The organism is Nonomuraea jabiensis (assembly GCF_014204795.1).
Taxonomy (GTDB): Bacteria; Actinomycetota; Actinomycetes; order Streptosporangiales; family Streptosporangiaceae; genus Nonomuraea; species Nonomuraea jabiensis.
Window position 1 is genome coordinate 5,259,594 of the sequence record NZ_JACHMB010000001.1, and the last position, 17,907, is coordinate 5,277,500.

The 17,907-nt window shown below is 71.6% G+C and carries 15 protein-coding genes (1 of these 15 cut by a window edge); 13 read left to right on the top strand and 2 right to left on the bottom strand.

The genetic code is table 11. The features are described from left to right. Window positions 1-15 precede the first annotated feature (15 nt). From HD596_RS24310 to HD596_RS24325, 4 genes are all read left to right on the top strand, one after another. Complete coding sequence (locus HD596_RS24310) at window positions 16-1,845, top strand: M14 family metallopeptidase (RefSeq protein WP_313044669.1); 1,830 nt, start codon at window positions 16-18, stop codon at window positions 1,843-1,845. 224 nt (window positions 1,846-2,069) lie between these two features. Then, on the top strand, window positions 2,070-3,647 hold the full coding sequence (locus HD596_RS24315) for a chitinase (protein ID WP_185071633.1): 1,578 nt from the start codon (window positions 2,070-2,072) through the stop codon (window positions 3,645-3,647). After that, a complete protein-coding gene (locus HD596_RS24320; RefSeq protein WP_185071634.1) occupies window positions 3,644-5,056 on the top strand; it encodes a carbohydrate-binding protein in 1,413 nt (470 codons plus the stop codon). Before HD596_RS24315 ends, HD596_RS24320 begins: the two co-directional genes overlap by 4 nt. A gap of 54 nt (window positions 5,057-5,110) precedes the next feature. After that, the gene (locus HD596_RS24325; RefSeq protein WP_185071635.1) at window positions 5,111-6,910 is read left to right on the top strand and encodes a chitinase; all 1,800 of its coding nucleotides are present in this window, start codon (window positions 5,111-5,113) and stop codon (window positions 6,908-6,910) included. Here HD596_RS24325 and HD596_RS24330 read toward each other — a convergent pair. Further along, a complete protein-coding gene (locus HD596_RS24330; RefSeq protein ID WP_185071636.1) occupies window positions 6,903-8,336 on the bottom strand; it encodes a molybdopterin-dependent oxidoreductase in 1,434 nt (477 codons plus the stop codon). The two genes, HD596_RS24325 and HD596_RS24330, sit on opposite strands and share 8 nt — an antisense overlap. A 256-nt stretch (window positions 8,337-8,592) precedes the next feature. On the opposite strand from HD596_RS24330, the gene HD596_RS24335 reads away from it, so the two are divergent. Further along, complete coding sequence (locus tag HD596_RS24335) at window positions 8,593-9,987, top strand: putative hexosyltransferase (protein WP_185071637.1); 1,395 nt, start codon at window positions 8,593-8,595, stop codon at window positions 9,985-9,987. Here HD596_RS24335 and erm read toward each other — a convergent pair. After that, the gene (gene erm / locus HD596_RS24340) at window positions 9,976-10,800 is read right to left on the bottom strand and encodes an ErmE/ErmH/ErmO/ErmR family 23S rRNA (adenine(2058)-N(6))-methyltransferase (RefSeq protein ID WP_185071638.1); all 825 of its coding nucleotides are present in this window, start codon (window positions 10,798-10,800) and stop codon (window positions 9,976-9,978) included. The two genes, HD596_RS24335 and erm, sit on opposite strands and share 12 nt — an antisense overlap. 263 nt (window positions 10,801-11,063) lie before the next feature. On the opposite strand from erm, the gene HD596_RS24345 reads away from it, so the two are divergent. The 8 genes in view from HD596_RS24345 to HD596_RS24375 are tightly spaced (at most 54 nt apart) and all read left to right on the top strand, a layout consistent with a single transcriptional unit that may run on beyond the window. After that, window positions 11,064-11,741 (top strand): response regulator transcription factor, encoded by a 678-nt coding sequence (locus HD596_RS24345; protein WP_185071639.1) that lies wholly within the window; start codon window positions 11,064-11,066, stop codon window positions 11,739-11,741. After that, on the top strand, window positions 11,738-13,159 hold the full coding sequence (locus HD596_RS24350) for a sensor histidine kinase (RefSeq protein WP_313044670.1): 1,422 nt from the start codon (window positions 11,738-11,740) through the stop codon (window positions 13,157-13,159). The genes HD596_RS24345 and HD596_RS24350 overlap by 4 nt, the downstream gene beginning before the upstream one ends. A gap of 24 nt (window positions 13,160-13,183) precedes the next feature. Continuing rightward, window positions 13,184-13,732, top strand: coding sequence for a hypothetical protein (locus HD596_RS60445; RefSeq protein WP_221519491.1), 549 nt, complete (start codon window positions 13,184-13,186; stop codon window positions 13,730-13,732). Further along, window positions 13,729-14,814, top strand: a complete 1,086-nt coding sequence (locus tag HD596_RS24355; protein ID WP_221519492.1) for a peptidoglycan-binding protein — start codon at window positions 13,729-13,731, stop codon at window positions 14,812-14,814. Before HD596_RS60445 ends, HD596_RS24355 begins: the two co-directional genes overlap by 4 nt. After that, window positions 14,814-15,500: an ABC transporter ATP-binding protein gene (locus HD596_RS24360; RefSeq protein ID WP_185078694.1), complete on the top strand. Its 687-nt coding sequence runs from the start codon at window positions 14,814-14,816 to the stop codon at window positions 15,498-15,500. Before HD596_RS24355 ends, HD596_RS24360 begins: the two co-directional genes overlap by 1 nt. Continuing rightward, the gene (locus HD596_RS24365; protein WP_185071641.1) at window positions 15,497-16,696 is read left to right on the top strand and encodes an ABC transporter permease; all 1,200 of its coding nucleotides are present in this window, start codon (window positions 15,497-15,499) and stop codon (window positions 16,694-16,696) included. The genes HD596_RS24360 and HD596_RS24365 overlap by 4 nt, the downstream gene beginning before the upstream one ends. Window positions 16,697-16,750: 54 nt before the next feature. Next, complete coding sequence (locus HD596_RS24370) at window positions 16,751-17,614, top strand: prenyltransferase/squalene oxidase repeat-containing protein (RefSeq protein ID WP_185071642.1); 864 nt, start codon at window positions 16,751-16,753, stop codon at window positions 17,612-17,614. A 19-nt stretch (window positions 17,615-17,633) separates the two neighbouring features. Then, window positions 17,634-17,907 carry the start of a helix-turn-helix transcriptional regulator gene (locus HD596_RS24375; RefSeq protein WP_185071643.1) on the top strand. It continues 452 nt past the right edge of the window, so 274 of the gene's 726 nt are visible here — the first part of the coding sequence; the start codon lies at window positions 17,634-17,636; its stop codon lies off the right edge, out of view.

Sequence of the window (17,907 nt, forward strand, 5' to 3'; positions counted from 1 at the left end):
GCCCGAGGAGGACAGGTGCGACACCGATTAGTCATCCTGCTGGCAGCCCTCAGCCTGATCAGCCTGACCGGCATGACAGGGGCGGGCGCCGCCGCGGAGCCCCCGCCCAACAAGCAGTACCGCGTGCAGGGCCCGGTGGACGCGCGGCAGCGCAGCGCCGTCGCGGCCACCGGCGCGGCCATCGAGGAGGTGGCCAAGGACTCGGTCCTGGTCACGGCCACGGAAGCCGAGGTCTCCGCCATCAGGCGGCTCGGCTACCGGGTGGCGGAGGTGCCCCGCCCGACACCCCCGTCCGGCGTCGGGACGCTTGACTTCCCGCCGGCGGACTCCGGCTACCACAACTTCGCGGAGATGACCGCCGACATCAACGCCCTGGTGGCGGCGCATCCGAACATCGTCAGCCAGACCACGTTCGGCACCTCGTACGAGGGCCGGGCCCTGCGCCTGATCAAGATCAGCGACAACGTGGGCACGGACGAGAGCGAGCCCGAGGTGCTCTTCACCGCCCACCAGCACGCCCGCGAGCACCTGACGGTCGAGATGGCGCTGTACATCATGCACCTGCTGGCCGACAACTACGGCACGGACGCCCGGATCACCAACCTGGTCAACACCAGAGAGATCTGGATCATGCCGGACCTCAACCCGGACGGCGGCGAGTACGACATCGCCACCGGCTCCTACCGCTCCTGGCGCAAGAACCGGCAGCCGAACTCCGGCTCGTCGGCCGTCGGCACCGACCTGAACCGCAACTGGGCCTACCAGTGGGGCTGCTGCGGCGGCTCGTCGGGCTCGACGTCCAGCGAGACGTACCGGGGCGCGAGCGCCGAATCGGCCCCCGAGGTCAAGGCGGCGGCCAACTGGGTGCGCAGCCGGGTCGTCGGCGGCGTGCAGCAGATCAAGACCAACCTCGACTGGCACACCTACAGCGAGCTGGTCCTGTGGCCCTACGGCTACACCCTCAGCGACACCGCGCCCGGCCTGACCCAGGACGACCGGGACGCGCACGCCACGCTCGGCCAGAACCTGGCCTCCACCAACGGCTACACCCCCGAGCAGGCCAGCGACCTCTACATCACGGACGGGACCATCGACGACTGGATGTGGGGCGCCTACAAGATCTTCAGCTTCACGTTCGAGATGTACCCGACCGGCTCGAACCCCGGCTTCTACCCGCCGGACGAGCAGATCGTCCCGCAGACCACCCGCAACAGGGAGGCCGTGCTCCGCTTCCTCGAATACTCCGACTGCGTCTACCGGATCATCGGCAAGGAGTCCCAGTACTGCGGCACCGGCAACCCGCCGCTGACCGTCTACTCCGACACCTTCGAGAGCGCCACGGGCTGGACGGCCAACCCGTCGAGCACCGACACCGCCACCAGCGGCCAGTGGGAGCGCGGCGACCCCGAGGCGACCACCTCCAGCGGCGCCAAGCAGCTCGGCACCACGGTCAGCGGCACGAACGACCTGGTCACGGGCCGCCTGGCAGGCGCGTCCGCCGGTGACCAGGACATCGACGGCGGCGTCACCTCGATCCAGTCGCCGCCCATCACGCTGCCGGCCACGGGCGCGCTGAACCTGTCGTTCTCGTGGTATCTGGCGCACGGCTCGAACGCCTCCAGCGCCGACTACTTCCGGGTGCGCGTGGTCGGCAACACGACCACCACGGTCCTGAACCAGGCGGGCGCCGCCGCCAACCGCAACGGCGCCTGGGCCACCGCGACGGCCAGCCTGAACGCGTTCGCGGGCCAGACGGTCCGCATCCTCATCGACGCCGCCGACGCGTCGGGCGCCTCCCTGGTGGAGGCGGGCGTGGACGACGTCAGGATCACCCAGCAGCCGTAGACCGCCTCACCGCTCCGCCGTACAAGATCTCCTGTCTTGTACGGCGGAGTCTTGTTTGGGTCTTGTAAGCATCCGGTGTCAAGGCTACGATCGCGCCAAATACTTAGGAAAGTTTCCTATAAGTAACCGGATCCGAGTCAGCACCTCCTTGCCCGTGCCGTACGGCTTGCGCTCTCACCCCCCGGTGCAAGCCGTACGGCACGCCACCCCTGAAGGAAGAACTCGTGAGACCTCGCGCGATCCTCCTGGCACTCTCCACCCTCGCACTGACCCTGTACGCCCTCCCGGCCCAGGCCGCCCCTCTCGCCTCCGCGGCCACCGCGACCTTCGTCAAGGTCTCCGACTGGGGCTCCGGATTCGAGGGCAAGGTCACCGTCACCAACGGCACGACCACGGCCATGAACGGCTGGAACGTCCAGTTCGACGTCCCGGCCGGCTACTCGATCCCCTCCGCGTGGGACGCGGTCATGTCCCGCAGCGGGCAGCACTACACGTTCACCAACCCGAGCTGGGCCTCCCCCCTCGCACCCGGGGCCAGCGCGAGCTTCGGCTTCAACGGCAGCCCCGGCAACTTCCCCGGCATCACCGGCTGCACGCTGAACGGGGCCTCGTGCGGCGGCTCGACGGCCGGGGCCCCGGGCCGGCCGGGCGCCGCCTCGGCCACCGCGACCGGCAGCGCCATCTCCCTCACATGGGGGGCGTCCTCGGGCGCGGTGACCGGCTACCGCGTCTACGAGGGCAGCGCTGTCAAGGCCACGGTCACGGGCACCTCGGCCACGATCGGCGGGCTCGGCTCCTGCGAGACCCACACCTACACCGTCAAGGCGTACAACTCGGTCGGGGAGTCGGACGCCGGCGACCCGGTCACCGCCACCACCACCGGCTGCACCGGGGGCGGCGGGACGCTGCCCAAGCACTTCCTCACCGGCTACTGGCACAATTTCGCCAACGCCGCGGCCGAGCTCAAGCTGTCGGCCGTGCCCAACGAGTACGACCTGATCGCCATCGCGTTCGGCGAGGCCACCGCCACCGCGGGCGAGGTCGCCTTCGGGATCGACCCCGGGCTGGCCTCGGCGGTCGGCGGCTACACCGACGCCCAGTTCAAGGCCGACGTGCAGGCCCTGCACCAGCGGGGCAAGAAGGTCATCCTGTCCGTGGGTGGCGAGGCCGGGCGCGTGCAGGTGGCCAGTGCCGCCGCCGCGACCAGGTTCGCCGACTCGGTGTACGCGCTGATGCAGTCCTACGGCTTCGACGGCGTGGACATCGACCTGGAGAACGGCCTCAACGCCACCTACATGGCCCAGGCGCTGCGGGCGCTGCGTGCGAAGGCCGGCTCCGGGCTGATCATCACGATGGCCCCGCAGACCATCGACATGCAGTCGACCGGGGCGGAGTACTTCAAGCTCGCCCTGAGCATCAAGGACATCCTCACGGTCGTCCACACGCAGTACTACAACTCCGGGTCCATGCTCGGCTGCGACCAGGCGCAGGCGTACGGGCAGGGCTCGGTGAACTTCATGACCGCCCTCGCCTGCATCCAGCTCGAGAACGGCCTGCGCCCCGACCAGGTGGCGCTGGGCCTGCCGGCCGGGCCGGGCGCGGCGGGCGGCGGCGTCGTCTCTCCCTCCCTCGTCAACCAGGCGCTCGACTGCCTGGCCAAGCGCACCAGCTGCGGGACCTTCGTGCCACCGCGCGCCTACCCCGACATCAGGGGCGCGATGACCTGGTCCATCAACTGGGACGCCAGCAACAACTGGTCCTTCTCCAAGACCGTCAAGCCCCACCTCCAGGGAATGCCATGAAATTTCGCAGCAGACTCCTCGCATTACTCGCCGGGATCGCCCTCGCGCTGACCGGCGCCGGATTCACGACCGCCGCCCCCGCCGCGTACGGGGCCGTGCAGCAGCTGGCTGCCGCCTGGGCCCCGTGGACCTCGTACGCCATCGGCGCGGTCGTCACCTACAACGGCGTCGACTACGTGTGCATCCAGGCCCACACCTCGCAGCCCGGCTGGGAGCCGCCCAACGTGCCGGCCCTCTGGAAGGTCGGCTCGGGCGGCGGCAACCCCGGCGCGCCCGGCCAGCCCGGCTCGGTCAGCACGTCCGTGACGAACTCCAGCATCTCGCTGAGCTGGGGCGCCTCGTCCGGCACCGTGACCGGCTACCGCGTGTACGAGGGCTCGACGCAGAAGGCCCAGGTCACCGGCACCAGCGCGACCGTCTCCGGGCTCGGCACGTGCACGACGCACACCTACACGGTGAAGGCGTACAACTCGGCGGGCGAGTCGGCCGGCCGTGACGCGACCGCCACCACCAGCGGCTGCACCGGCGGCGGCGGGACCAAGATGCCCGGCGCCCCCTACCTCTACATGGGCTGGGGCGACCCGCCGAACCCCGGCACCGTGATGGACGCGACCGGCGTCAAGTCGTTCACGATGGCGTTCATCCTGTCCGGCGGCGGCTGCAGCCCGGCGTGGGACGGCAACCGCCCGCTCACCGGCGGCGCCGACCAGCAGGCCATCAACACGATCAAGTCGAAGGGCGGCAGCGTCCAGATCTCCTTCGGCGGCTGGCAGGGCAACAAGCTCGGCCCCAACTGCTCCACGCCGCAGGCGTTCGCGAACGCGGTGCAGCAGGTCATCAACGCCGTCGGCCCCGCCGTCGTGGACTTCGACATCGAGAACACCGACGAGTTCGAGAACTACACCGTCCAGGACCGCATCCTGAACGGGATCAAGATCATCAAGCAGAACAACCCGAACGTCAAGGCCGTGGTCACCTTCGGCACCTCCAAGACCGGCCCCACCGCGCCCGGCGTGCGGCTCATCAACCAGGCCAAGGCGCTCGGCGTGCCGATCGACAACTACACGATCATGCCGTTCGACTTCGGCGGCTCGAACATGTACCAGGACACGGTCAACGCCTCCGAGGGCCTGAAGAACGCGTTGAAGAGCGCGTTCGGGTGGAGCGACGCCCAGGCGTACGCGCACATGGGCATTTCGGGCATGAACGGTCTGTCCGACCAGCAGGAGACGACCTCCCCGTCCACGTGGACGCAGATCCGCGACTGGGCCAAGTCGCACGGCCTGACCAGGCTCGCCTACTGGGCCGTCAACCGTGACCGCCCCTGCCCGGGCGGCGGCGTGGTCTCCAACTGCAGCGGCATCTCCCAGTCCAACTGGGAGTTCACCCGCATCACCGCCGGATTCTGACCCGCCGAGCGGCCCGCCCCCCGCGCCGGGGCGGGCCGCGCGTGGAGGTACCGCATGAATCTCCGAGGACCGGTCGCGCTCGCCCTGGCTCTCGTCGCGCTGCACGCCACCCCCGCCCACGCCGCGAACATCCTGGCCAACCCCGGCTTCGAGTCCGGGCTGAGCGGCTGGACGTGCGGCACCACGTCCGGCGCGCAGGCCGTGTCGTCACCCGTGCACGGCGGCGCCCGCGCGCTCCAGGCCACCCCGCAGGGCAGCGACTACGCCCGCTGCCAGCAGAGCGTCACCGTCAAGCCGAACACCGCCTACCAGCTCTCGGCCTGGGTCCAGGGCAACTACGTCTTCCTCGGCGCCACCGGCACCGGCGGCACCGACCCCCAGACGTGGGGCGCGCCGGGCGCGGCGTGGAGCCAGCTCAAGACCTCCTTCACCACCGGCCCCTCGACCACGTCGGTGACCGTCTACGTCAACGGCTGGTACGGCCAGGGCGCCTATCTGGCCGACGACGTGGTGCTCGACGGCCCCGGCGGCACCCCGGACACCCAGGCGCCGACGGTCCCCGGAACCGTGTCCGTCGGCGGCGCCACGAGCTCCAGCCTCACCGTGAGCTGGGGGGCGTCCACGGACAACGTCGGGGTGGCCCGCTACGAGGTCTCCCGCGACGGCGGGGCGCCGGTCGCCGTCACCGGGACGAGCCACCAGGCCACCGGGCTCGCCGCGGCCACCACGTACCGCTTCAAGGTCCGCGCCTGCGACGCCGCGGGCAACTGCTCGGCCTACACCCCTGAGGCGAGCGGCACCACGACGAGCGGTGGCGGGGGCGGCGGCGGGCTGCCGAAGCGGGTGATGGTGGGCTACCTGCACGCCTCATTCGCCAACGGATCCGGATATATCCGGATGAGTGAGGTGCCGAACGAGTGGGACATCATCAACCTCGCCTTCGGCGAGCCCACCTCGGTCACCTCGGGCGACATCAGGTTCCGGCAGTGCCCGGCGGCCGAGTGCCCCAACGTCGAGCCCGAGGCCGACTTCGTCGCCGCCATCAGGGCCAGGCAGGCACAGGGCAAGAAGGTGCTGATCTCGATCGGCGGCCAGAACGGCCAGGTCCAGCTCACGACCGCGGCGGCCCGCGACAAGTTCGTGGAGTCGGTGTCCGCGATCATCGACAGGTACGGCCTGGACGGCCTGGACATCGACTTCGAGGGCCACTCGCTCTACCTCAACCCCGGCGACACGAACCTCGCGAACCCGACCACCCCGGTCGTCGTCAACCTGATCTCGGCGCTGAGGTCGCTCAAGAGCCGGTACGGGGCCACGTTCGTGCTGACCATGGCGCCGGAGACGTTCTTCGTCCAGCTCGGCCACCAGTTCTACGGCCCGGGGCCGAACGGCGCGGCCGACAGCAGGAGCGCCTCCTACCTGCCCGTCATCCACGCCCTGCGGAACGACCTGACCCTGCTCCACGTGCAGGACTACAACTCGGGCCCGATCATGGGTCTCGACGGCCAGTACCACACGATGGGCGGGCACGACTTCCACGTGGCCATGACGGACATGCTGCTGGCCGGCTTCCCGATCATGGGCAACGCGGGCAACGTGTTCCCGCCGCTGCGCCAGGACCAGGTGGCCATCGGGCTGCCCGCCTCGCCGAACGCCGGCAACGGGTTCACCACGGTGGCGGAGGTGCAGAAGGCGTTCGACTGCCTCGCCAAAGGCGCGAACTGCGGCACCTACCGGCCGCGCGGCGTCTACCCGAACCTGCGCGGCCTCATGACCTGGTCGATCAACTGGGACAGGTACAACGGTTTCGAGTTCTCCCGGAGCCACCGGGCGTACCTGAACGGTCTCACCTGACGAGCTGCGTGGGCTTGAGCGGGATGCCGAGGCCGGGCGGCCGGTAGGTGGGCAGCGCCTCGCCGTACTCATGCATCCAGGCGTGGTCCACCAGCAGCCGCATCCGCCCGCCGCCGGGCGGGCCGCCCTCCTGCACCGGGGCGGCCCGCCCGGCCAGGCGCGCGACCGCCTCCGCGACCAGCCCGGCGTCGGGCGGTGACAGGTCGCAGTGGTCGTCCGGCCCGATGATCAGGTCCACGTCGGGCGGCAGCGGGTAGATCGGCCGCGGCAGGGCCAGGACGCGCGGCGGCGGCGCCATCGGCCAGCCGCCGGCCACCGCCTCCAGCAGCACCGAGCGCGCGGTCCGGCGCGCGAACAGCCCCTCGGCCAGCGCCCAGCTCAGCGCGCCCACGTCCGCGCGGTCCTCGCCGCAGGCATGCAGGCACAGGTACGGCACCAGCGGGATCCCGGTCCCGCTCGCCTGCGCCCACCCCCTGCCGCAGCCGGTCAGCACCAGCAGCGCCAGCATCGCCCGGTAGGCGGTGTCGGCGTGCGGCGTCTCGAGCCGCCCGGGCACGAGCAGGCAGCGCCCGCCGGTCTTCTCCGCCGTCACGCCCAGCTCGCGCGCGATCTTCAGCGTCCGCGACGCGGCCACGCCCGTGCACGCCTCCTGCCAGGCAGGCGTGTACGGCTCGCCCGGGTCGGCGTACCCGGACGGCCACACGCCGGGCAACCCGGGCCGGGCCACCCCGTAGACGGCCAGCAGCAGGTCGAACACCGTCGTCACCAGCTCGTCGCCGTCCCGCAGCACCGGCACGCCCCGGCGCAGCACGCCCGGCCCGTCGTCGAAGCGCGGCAGCAGCACCTCCACCGCCTCGCCGCCGTACACGCTCAGCCGGTCACTCCCGCGCCCCAGCAGCCCGCCCGGCACGTAGGCGTCCTCGCGCGCCCGCAGCCGCACCAGCGACGGCAGGTCCGTGCGCTCCATGGCGTGCGCGGCGAACGGCGTCCTGTCCAGGAAGAACTCCTTGAGCAGCACGTGCCCCATGGCCATCGCGAGCGCCCCGTCCGTGCCGGGGCGCACGACCAGCGTCTCGTCGGACAACCGCGTCGGATGCGTGCCGATCGCCACCACCTTCTGGCCCTTGTACCGGCCGGCGATCACCCAGGGGGTGTCCGGCGTGCGTACCACCCGGTTGTTCTCCCCCCACAGCAGCACGTACGCCGCTTGCGCCCAGTCGTCGGGCGCCGGGCCCGCGAACCGCGGCCCCAGCACCTGCTCCGGCGCGCACGGATGCTCGGTCAGCACCGCGCCGCCGAGAGCGGCGATCAGCCCCGCCAGCGGCGAGGTGGACAGCACCGCCACCCGGTCGGCCCCGTGGCACGCGGCGGTGTGCACCATCGCCGCCGCCGCCAGCTCCGCCGCCGAGGCGTCATCGAGCGGCACCCGCCGCTCTCCCCGGAACGGCCGATATTGCTGAGAATTCGCTGTGAGTTTCGCCCAGGCGGCAACCGGGTCACGAACCCCGTCCCGCACTTCGAAATAGAGCCTGACCAGTGCCTGGTTGACCTGCGATCCCCCCATGGAAAAAGTTCAACACAGACAGTGACGCTCTATCGCCATACGTATCGGCATGTCGGGGATAAGAATTGGAAGCCCTGGTGGCAACCACTGCCGCTGTTGCGGCAGGCTAGAGGCCGCCATGGATTACGCAGTTCTCACGGGGATAGTCCTCGTCGCCGGTGTCGTGCTCGCTCTAGTCGCCCAATGGCGGGATTGGCGTCCACCGCTCGTCGTCGCCATCGTCGTCGGCGTGGCCGTGCGCCTGCTGATCATGTACACGTCGGCCATCGATTCGTGGCAACCCGTCGACTTCATGGAGAGCTTCAAGCCCGCGGGCGAGGCCGTGCTGCGCGGCCAGGACCCGGTGCTGGCCAGCGAGGGCGGCTGGCACTTCCTGCCGACCATCCCGTACGTGTACGGCATCCTGCTGTGGCTCGGCATCCCGTGGGAGTACGCCGGGCGCCTGGTCACCGTGGTCGCCGACATCGCGCTCATCCCGCTGGTGGCCAAGCTGGCCGGCGGCCCCAAGGCGTCGCTGCGGGCCCTCCAGTACGCGCTCAACCCCCTCGCCCTGATGATCGCCGCCATCCATGGCCAGGTCGAGCCGGTCGCGCTCGTGTTCGGCGTGGCGGCGTTCGTGGTCGCCCGCGGCTCCGGCGCGCTGGAGCGTCCCGGCATCGCCACGGACGTGGTCGCCCGGGTACGCGCCGGCGTGGCCGCCTACGGCGTGCGCTCCTCGATCCCGCGCGTGGTCGGCAGGGGCGGCATGCTGCACCGCGCCCTGCTGCCCGGCCCCGACGACAGGGCCGACCTCAAGCGGGGCGCGCTGGCCGGCGTGCTGATGGGCCTGGCGCTGTGCGCCAAGAGCTGGCCGATCTGGCTGATCCCCGGCATGCTGCTGCTCCTGCCCAACCTGCGCTCCCGGGTCGCCGCGCTGTTCACCACCGGGATCGTGCCGCTGTTCTTCCTGGTCACGCTGCCGGTCTTCGCGGGCACGTCCCTCAGCCAGATCCCCGCCGTCATCAACACCATCCGGGACATCCGCCCCATCGTCGGCGAGTGGGGCTGGACCCCCTGGTACACCGGCGGCGACTGGGCGCTGCGGCCCGACCTGGCCTCGTTCGGCACGAACCTGATCTACCTGTGCGTCGTCGCGGCCGTCCTCTACTGGCGGCGCGCCGACCCGATCGACATGACGACGGCCATTCTGCTCGTCTTCATGGTCGTGACGCCCCGGCTCGGGGCCCAGTACCTGATGTGGTTCATGCCGTTCCTGGTCGCCAGGCCCACCAGGTTCGCCTGGCCGGCCATCGTGGGCGTGTCGCTCTGGTCCGGATACGGCTACCTCTACATGACGCAGTTCGACGTCAACAGCTGGTGGTACCTGCACCAGGACTGGTCGCGGGCGTCGATCGTGCTGCTGCCCATCCTGGCGCTGGCCATGCCCTGGGGCCGCCGCGTCGCGGCCACGGCCCCAGGACTGGCTCCCGTCGGCGGCCCGTCTCAGCAGGCCAAGGTCAGCTCACCCGCATAGGCGCCCCCACAGGATGATCCACTGGTCGGGGTGGACGTGGGCCACGACGGTGTCGCGGGCGACGCCCGCCGCCTTCAGCGCGGCGTCCACCCCCTCGTAACGGGTCTTCAGCGAGGCGCGCACCGAGCCGCCGACGCCGCCGAAACCCAGCTCGACCAGCTCCTGGTAGGAGCCGCGGTCAGAGACGAGCGGCTCGGGCCTGCGCTGGAGGCGCAGGATCGCCGAGTCGACGGACGGGACGGGGCGGAAGCTCTCCCTGCCGATCGTGTCGCCGAGCCGCCAGTGGAACCACGGCCACGACTCCACCGTGACCAGGCTCCAGCGGCCGTAGTCGCCCGACCGCTTGCGGGCGTACTCCCGCTGGGTGAGCAGCGTCGCCGAGGTCAGGGCCGGTGCCCGCAGGCACCAGTCCACGATCTTCGACGTGATCGAGTACGGAATGTTGCCCACGACCGCGAACGGCTCGTGCGGCGCCCGCGCGGCCGTGAAGTCGCCCCTGACCACGTCGATCCTGGGATCGCTGCGCGTACGGGCGGCCAGCCGCCCGGCGAGCAGCGGGTCGATCTCGTAGCCGACGACCCGCGCGCCCGCCTCGGCGAGCGCCAGGGTGAGCACGCCCTCCCCGGCGCCGGGCTCCAGCACGAGCCCTTCGGGAGCGGCGGCCTTCACCATCAGATCGACGGCATGCCGGTCGGCCAGGAAATTCTGCGAGAGCGTGCGCCGCGCCCGATCCTTGGGCGTGCGGCCGCCGCCGCCATTCCTGACTTTACGCTGAGTGTGCGAATAGTTTCCGTGCGCGAAATTCTGCGCCACAGCACTTGCCCTTTCGGGTCCTCGAGATTGACAGGTCTCGAAGGGCCCTGGGCACGCGTGCGGACGCTACAGCCTCAGGTTGTCGCGTCCGCTAGCGGGCCAGAGCCCGGCCGCGGCGGATGCGAATGAAAACCTGGCAGGAGAACATGCATGTCATGCCGGTCACAGTAGGCAGCGTTCCGCCGTCCGGGCAACGGAATTAAATCGGCGGCGTCGCGAGCGCTTTGAGCCCGCTTTGAAGTGGCTCGGGTAGACCTTTACCCATGGACCGACCGGCCAGGGTGCTCGTCGTGGACGACGAGCCGAACATCCGCGCCCTGCTCTCCCAGACGTTACGGCTGGTGTCGTTCGAGGTCAGGACCGCGGAGACGGGCGCGGAGGCGTTGACGGCCGCCAGGGAGTTCGACCCCGACATCGTGGTGCTCGACGTGATGCTGGAGGACTTCGACGGGTTCGAGGTCGCCAGGCGGCTGGGCGAGCGCGTCCCCGTGCTCTTCCTGACCGCCCGCGACCGGGTCGAGGACCGCGTCCAGGGCCTCACGCTGGGCGCCGACGACTACGTGGCCAAGCCGTTCAGCCTGGAGGAGGTGGTGCTGCGCATCCGCGCCATCCTGCGCCGCAGCCGCTCGACGCCCCGCAACGACGTGCTCCGCTACGCCGACCTGGAGCTCGACCCCGCGGCCCACCAGGTCTCCCGCGCCGGAGTGCCGGTGGAGCTGTCGCCCACCGAGTTCAACCTCCTCGAATACCTCCTCACCAACGCCGGCAGGGTGGTGAGCAAGGCGCAGATCCTCGACAGCGTCTGGCACTACGACTTCGACGGCGACTCCAGCATCGTCGAGTCGTACGTCTACTACCTGCGCAAGAAGATCGACAAATGGGAGCCGCAGCTCATCCACACCGTGCGCGGCGTCGGCTACACGCTGAGGACCCCGCGGTGAGGCCCGCCGCCTGGACCCTGCGCACCCGCCTGGTCATGGCCGTGCTCGGGGTCGCCACGCTCGGCCTGGTGCTCTCCACCGTGGCGGGCGTCGCGCTGCTGCGCGGCAACCTGATGGGCCGGGTGGACGAGCAGCTCGAACAGCTCAACCGCATCGTCACGATCAAGGGGGGCGACCTCTTCTCGCGGGCGCGGACGGTCACTCCGACCCCGGTGGACGACGTCGTCTCCGAGGTGCTCACCAAGCGGGTCGCCGCCATCCAGCAGGTCATGGTGTACGACACCGGCGGCGCGCTGCGGTTCAGGTTCGGCGACCCGAACCAGCCCGGCCCCGTCATCGACGAGGGCAGGATCGGCGAGAACTACACCGCGCCGGGCACCTCGGGGCCTTCCTGGCGCGTCCGCGCCACGAAGGCGTCCAACGGCAACACCGTGGTCTTCGCCCAGTCGCTCGCCGAGGTCGAGCAGACCCAGACCTCGGCCGTCGCCATCTTCGTCGCGGTGGGCGTGTTCGTGCTGCTCCTGCTCGGCCTGGCCGCCGACGCCCTCGTACGCCTCGGCCTGCGCCCGCTGACCAGGATGGAGGCCACGGCCGGACACATCGCCCGCGGCGACTTCGACCGCCGGGTGCCCGCCCACGACCCGCACACCGAGCCCGGCCGCCTGGCCCGCGCCATGAACGTCATGCTCGACCGCCTCCAGTCCGAGATCGCCGCCAGGACCGACTCCGAGGCCCGCATGCGCCGCTTCCTCGCCGACGCCTCCCACGAGCTGCGCACCCCGCTCACCTCCGTGCGCGGCTTCGCCGAACTGCACCGCAGGGGCGGCGACGCCGGCGAGGCGATGCGCAGGATCGAGGACGAGGCCGCCAGGATGGGCGTGCTGGTCAACGACCTGCTCGCGCTGGCCCAGCTCGACGAGGAGCGCCCGATCGAGCGGCGGCCCGTGGACCTGCTGGAGGTGGCCGCCGACACGATCCGCGACGCCCGCGTACGCGTGCCGGACCGGCAGGTCAGGCTCGCCGCTCTGGACGGCCCGCTCGCACCCGTGACGATCACGGGCGACGACGCCCGCCTGCGCCAGGTGGCCGCGAACCTCGTCGGCAACGCCCTCGCCCACACGCCCCCCGACGCGTCCGTCACCGTCAGGGTCGGCAGATCGGACGGCCTGGCCGTGCTGGAGGTGTCGGACACCGGGCCGGGCGTGCCGCCCGAGCACGTGCCGCACCTGTTCGACCGCCTCTACCGCGTCGGCCAGGGCAGATCCAGGGCCGACGGCGGCGCCGGGCTCGGCCTGGCCATCGTCTCCGCCATCGTCCGCGCCCACGGCGGCCGCGTCGAGGTGGACACCGCGCCCGGCGAGGGCGCGACGTTCCGCGTCCTCCTACCTGGCTCCGAGGCGGCTCCCAGCCCGCTTTGAACGGCGCTCGGCACATTCGGAGGCATGACGAAAACACTCATCGCGCCCCCGCTGCTGCTCGCGCTGCTGGCCGTGTTCGCCGTCGGCTGCGGCGGCCCGCAGGGCGGCACCGGAGTCGCCTCCGTGGCCGTGGCCTCCTCCGCGGCCTCCTCCGCCAAGCCCGCCCCGAGCGCGAGCCCCACCGGGACGGCGGACCCGCAGGAGCAGGGCAGGAAGTTCGCGCAGTGCATGCGCGACCACGGGATCCCCATGCAGGACCCGGACCCGAACGGCGGCGGCGGCCTCCAGGCCATCGGCGGGAACGCCGACAAGAAGAAGGTCACGGACGCCATCCAGGCCTGCCAGGCCTACGCCCCGTTCAAGGACCGCAAGAACCTCGACCCGGAGCAGGTCGACAAGCTCCGCGAGCTGGCCGCATGCATGCGCGAGAACGGCGTCGACTGGCCCGACCCCAACCCCGACGGCACCTTCACCAGCGACACCCCGCTGAAGCTGGACCGGAACGACCCCACGTTCAGGAAGGCCTTCGACCTCTGCGGCAAGAAGTTCCCGAAGATGGGGGAGCGGAAGTGACGCAGGTCCCCTCGCTGACCGCGCGGGGCCTGCCGCCCCGCCGCCGCAGCCCGGCGCGGGCGCTGGCCTGGACGGGCGGCGCCGCGCTGCTCGCCGCCGCCGTCGCGGCCGCCGCCGTGGGCTTCGGGGGGAACGGCACCGGTACGGCCGCCGCCACCCGTACGCCCCCCGCCACCGCCAAGGTCACCCGCACGACCCTCACCGAGACCAGGACCGTGGACGGCACCCTCGGCTACGGCGACACCCTGACCGTCACCGGCAAGTCCCAGGGCACGATCACCTGGCTCCCCGGCGAGGGCACCACGATCACCCGGGGACACGGCGTCTACAGCGTGGACGCCGACCGCCGCCCCCTCCTGTACGGGACCATGCCCCTCTACCGCACCCTGGAGGACGGCGTCGAGGGCAAGGACGTGGAGCTGCTCGAACGCAACCTCGACAAGCTCGGCTACACCGGCTTCGACGTGGACGGCGAGTTCACCTGGGCCACCAGGGAGGCGGTCGAGGACTGGCAGGACGACCTCGGGCTCGACGTCACCGGCAAGGTCCAGCCGGGCGACGTCGTGGTCGCCGACGGCCCCATCCGGGTCGCCGACCTGAAGAAGGCGCTCGGCGACAGCGCCAACGGCGCCGTGCTGACCGCCACCGGCACCACCCGCCAGGTGCTCGTCAACCTCGACGTGGCCGACGAGCACCTGGTCAGGAAGGGCATGAAGGCCACCGTCGAGCTGCCCGACGGCACCGAGGTGAACGGCAGGATCACCGGCGTGGGCAAGGTCGCCACCGAGACCGGGACCGGCAACGACACGTCCGCCACCGTGGAGGTCAAGGTGTCGGTGAGCGGGCTGAAGAAGTCGTACGACGCCGCCCCCGTGGACGTCACGATCGTCTCCGAGCAGCGCAAGGACGTCCTGGCCGTGCCCGTCGGCGCGCTGTTCGCCCTGGCCGAGGGCGGCTACGGCGTACAGGTCGTCGAGGGCTCGGCCACCCGCTACGCCGCGGTCGAGACCGGCATGTTCGCCGACGGCCGGGTCGAGGTCACCGGCGTCCAGGAGGGTACGACCGTGGCGGTGCCCAAGTGATCGTCGAACTGCACGACGTGAGCAAGGACTACGGCGACGTGGCCGCGCTGCGCGGAGTCTCCCTGAGCATCGAGCACGGCGAGCTCGTCGGCATCGTCGGCCCCTCCGGCTCGGGCAAGTCGACCATGCTCAACATGATCGGCACCCTCGACCGCCCGTCCCGCGGCGTGGTCCGCATCGCGGGGCACGACGTGGGCGCGCTCACCGACAAGCAGCTCTCCGCGCTGCGCGCGAACGTCATCGGCTTCGTCTTCCAGCAGTTCCACCTGGCCGCCGGGGTCAGCGCGCTGGACAACGTGGCCGACGGCCTCCTGTACGCGGGTCCGTCGCTGCGGGAGCGGCGGCTGCGCGCGTACGACGCGCTCGAACGTGTCGGCCTCGGGCACCGGCTCGGCCACCGCCCGCACGAGCTGTCCGGCGGCGAGCGCCAGCGCGTGGCCATCGCCCGCGCCGTGGTCGGCGAGCCGCGGCTGCTGCTGGCCGACGAGCCCACCGGCAACCTCGACTCCCGCTCGGGAGCGGGCGTGATGGAGCTGCTGCGCGAGCTGAACGCGGGCGGCACCACCGTGGTCGTCATCACCCACGACCGCGACATCGCCGCCTCGCTGCCCCGGCAGGTCGAGATGCTGGACGGCCTGGTCGTGCCGGAGGCGCGCGTTGGACGCGTGGACGGGGTACGGACATGACCACTCTTCTGGTCGCGGCCCGGATGCGGCCGCGCGACGTCATCAGGGTCGGCGGGGCGGGCCTGCGGGCCAGGCCGCTGCGGGTGTTCCTGTCGGCGCTCGGCATCGCCATCGGCATCGCGGCCATGCTCGGCGTCGTCGGCATCTCCGCCTCCAGCCAGGAGAACCTCAACCGGCAGCTCGAAGCGCTCGGCACCAACCTGCTCACCGTCTCGCCCGGCCAGACCCTCTTCGGCGAGGCGTCCCACCTGCCCGCCGAGTCGGAGGGCATGATCGGCCAGATCGGTCCCGTCACCGCGGTCACCGCCACCGGCACGACACCGGCCAAGGTCTACCGCAACGACCACATCCCCGAGGCCCAGACCGGCAGCGTCTCCGTCACCGCCGCCCGGCTCGACCTCGTCGAGGACGTCGGCGCCACCGTCGTCAGCGGCGCCTGGCTGAACGGGGCCACCCACCGCTACCCGGCCACCGTGCTCGGCGCCAAGGCGGCCGACCGGCTCGGCGTCGTCCAGGCCGGTCCCGACCAGCGGGTGTGGCTGGGCGGGCAGTGGTTCACCGTCGTGGGCGTCCTCGCGCCCGCGCCCCTGGCCCCCGAACTCGACACGGCCGCGCTGGTCGGCTGGCCGGTCGCGGAGGAGCGGCTCGGCTTCGACGGGTACGCGACCACCATCTACACCAGGGCGCAGGAGCAGTACGTCGCCGCCGTCCGCGACGTCCTGGCCGCCACCGCGAACCCGGAGAAGCCCAACGAGGTCGAGGTGTCGAGGCCGTCCGACGTGCTGGCCGCCAAACAGGCCACCGACGCCACGCTGAACGCGCTCCTGCTCGGCCTCGGCGGCGTCGCCCTGCTGGTCGGCGGCGTGGGCGTGGCCAACACGATGGTCATCTCGGTGCTGGAGCGGCGCGCCGAGATCGGCCTGCGCCGCTCGCTCGGGGCCACGCGCGGTCAGGTCCGGGTGCAGTTCCTCGCCGAGTCGCTGCTGCTGTCGGCCATCGGCGGCGTGGGCGGCGTGCTGCTCGGCATCGGCGTCACGGCGGCGTACGCGAGCCTGCAGGGCTGGCCCGCGATCGTGCCGGTCTGGGCCATGCTCGGCGGGGTCCTCGCCACGCTGGTCATCGGCGGCGTCGCGGGCTTCTACCCGGCCGTACGGGCCGCTCGGATGTCGCCGACGGAGGCGCTGGCCACTCCGTGAGCCTGTCCGATTTCGACAAGAGAACGGCCCAGGGGGAGGAGTAGCTTCGCCGTCATGGACGTGATCGACCGTGCGGAGACATATCTGCAGCTCCATGGCCGCCTGATCGACAGGTTGCGGTTCGCGGCGCTGTTCCGGGACGGGCCCCGTGAACGGGTGCTCGACGTGCTGCGCTGCTACCAGAACACCGACGGCGGCTTCGGCAACGCGCTCGAGCCCGACCTGCGCGGCGCGGGCAGCCAGCCGGAGCCGGTCGAGGTGGCGTTCTGGGTCCTGGACGAGCTGGACGCGTTCGACTCGCCGATGGTGGCCGCCGCCTGCGACTACCTGGCCGGGATCAGCGCACCGGACGGCGGCGTGCCGTTCGTGCTGCCGTCCGTCCGCGACACGCCGCGCGCCCCGTGGTGGGAGACCCCCGACGACCCGCCGGGCAACCTCATCCCCACCGCGTCGATCGCGGGGCTGCTGCACAAGCACGGCAGCACGCATCCCTGGCTCGCCGCCGCCACCGGCTTCTGCTGGTCGCGGATCGCCGCCCTCACCGAGACCAGCCCGTACGAGGCCCGCGCCGTCGTGACGTTCCTGGACCTGGTGCCGGACCGTCCGCGTGCGGAGGCGGAGTTCGCGCGGTTGCGTGACGCGCTGCTCGCGACCGTCTCCTTCGATCCGGACGCGCCCGGGGACGCGCACTTCCCCCTGGACTTCGCGCCGTCGCCGCTGCGGCTCCCGATGTTCACGGAGGACGTCCTGGACGCCCACCTCGACGCCCTGCTCCGCGCGCAGTCCGACGACGGGGGCTGGAGCGGGAACTGGCTGATGTGGACGCCGGTGGTGGAGCACGAGTGGGGCGGCTACCTCACCGTGCACCGGCTCGGGACGCTGCGGGCGTACGGGAGGCTGCCGGGGTTCTGTCAGTGAGGCCGAGTACGTTGGAGGCATGTATGTGGAACGGCCTCCGACCGCCGACCTCGCGGGCCGTGTCGCCTGCGTGTGGCATCAGGTCAGCGAGGCCGACGCCACGCAGCTCGTGGTGCCTGACGCCTGCGTCGACCTGATCTGGGGGCCGGAGGGGGTGTTCGTGGCCGGTCCGGACACCGGGCCCATGCCGACCCCCATGGCCTCGGGTGACACCTTCGTCGGGATCCGCTTCAGGCCGGGGGCGGTGGGCGGCTTCTTCGGCGTCCCCCTCCAGGAGCTGCGCGACCAGCGCG

What these genes read in the sequence shown, in the direction of transcription:
- HD596_RS24370 (WP_185071642.1), top strand. Translation starts at nt 16,751, where the DNA reads ATGGACGTGATCGACCGTGCGGAGACATATCTGCAGCTCCATGGCCGC.
- HD596_RS24365 (WP_185071641.1), top strand. Translation starts at nt 15,497, where the DNA reads ATGACCACTCTTCTGGTCGCGGCCCGGATGCGGCCGCGCGACGTCATC.
- HD596_RS60445 (WP_221519491.1), top strand. Translation starts at nt 13,184, where the DNA reads ATGACGAAAACACTCATCGCGCCCCCGCTGCTGCTCGCGCTGCTGGCC.
- HD596_RS24320 (WP_185071634.1), top strand. Translation starts at nt 3,644, where the DNA reads ATGAAATTTCGCAGCAGACTCCTCGCATTACTCGCCGGGATCGCCCTC.
- HD596_RS24335 (WP_185071637.1), top strand. Translation starts at nt 8,593, where the DNA reads ATGGATTACGCAGTTCTCACGGGGATAGTCCTCGTCGCCGGTGTCGTG.
- HD596_RS24345 (WP_185071639.1), top strand. Translation starts at nt 11,064, where the DNA reads ATGGACCGACCGGCCAGGGTGCTCGTCGTGGACGACGAGCCGAACATC.
- HD596_RS24325 (WP_185071635.1), top strand. Translation starts at nt 5,111, where the DNA reads ATGAATCTCCGAGGACCGGTCGCGCTCGCCCTGGCTCTCGTCGCGCTG.